Source organism: Pseudomonas parasichuanensis, from assembly GCF_021601385.1.
GTDB lineage: Bacteria > Pseudomonadota > Gammaproteobacteria > Pseudomonadales > Pseudomonadaceae > Aquipseudomonas > Aquipseudomonas parasichuanensis.
Genome location: NZ_BQHO01000107.1, coordinates 1 through 255 on the forward strand (window position 1 = coordinate 1; position 255 = coordinate 255).

Annotated in this window: 1 protein-coding gene; it reads right to left on the minus strand. The window is 62.7% G+C overall.

Translation table 11 applies throughout. The annotated features are described in order from the left end of the window. On the minus strand, positions 1 to 255 hold a 255-nt coding region (locus L6D77_RS27155), incomplete at both ends, for a hypothetical protein (RefSeq protein ID WP_236170243.1).

Genomic DNA, 255 nt, shown 5'->3' on the forward strand with positions numbered 1-255 from the left:
CAGCATTGCCGACCAGGGTGAAGGTCAATGCGCCTACGCCACCGGTGACCGCATCGGTCAATGAACCCGACGCCGTCTCGGTGTTGGCGTGCGGGTCACTCCCCACCACGTTGCCACCGGCCAGGTCATTGCCGTCCTTGCTCAAATCCAGGGCTTTCTCGTAGACCGTCACTTCACTGTCGGTGCCAGCCACCAGTTGGCTGTCCAGCACCTTGACCGAAATGGTCGTGGTGCTCTCGTCGCCATCGGCGTCGC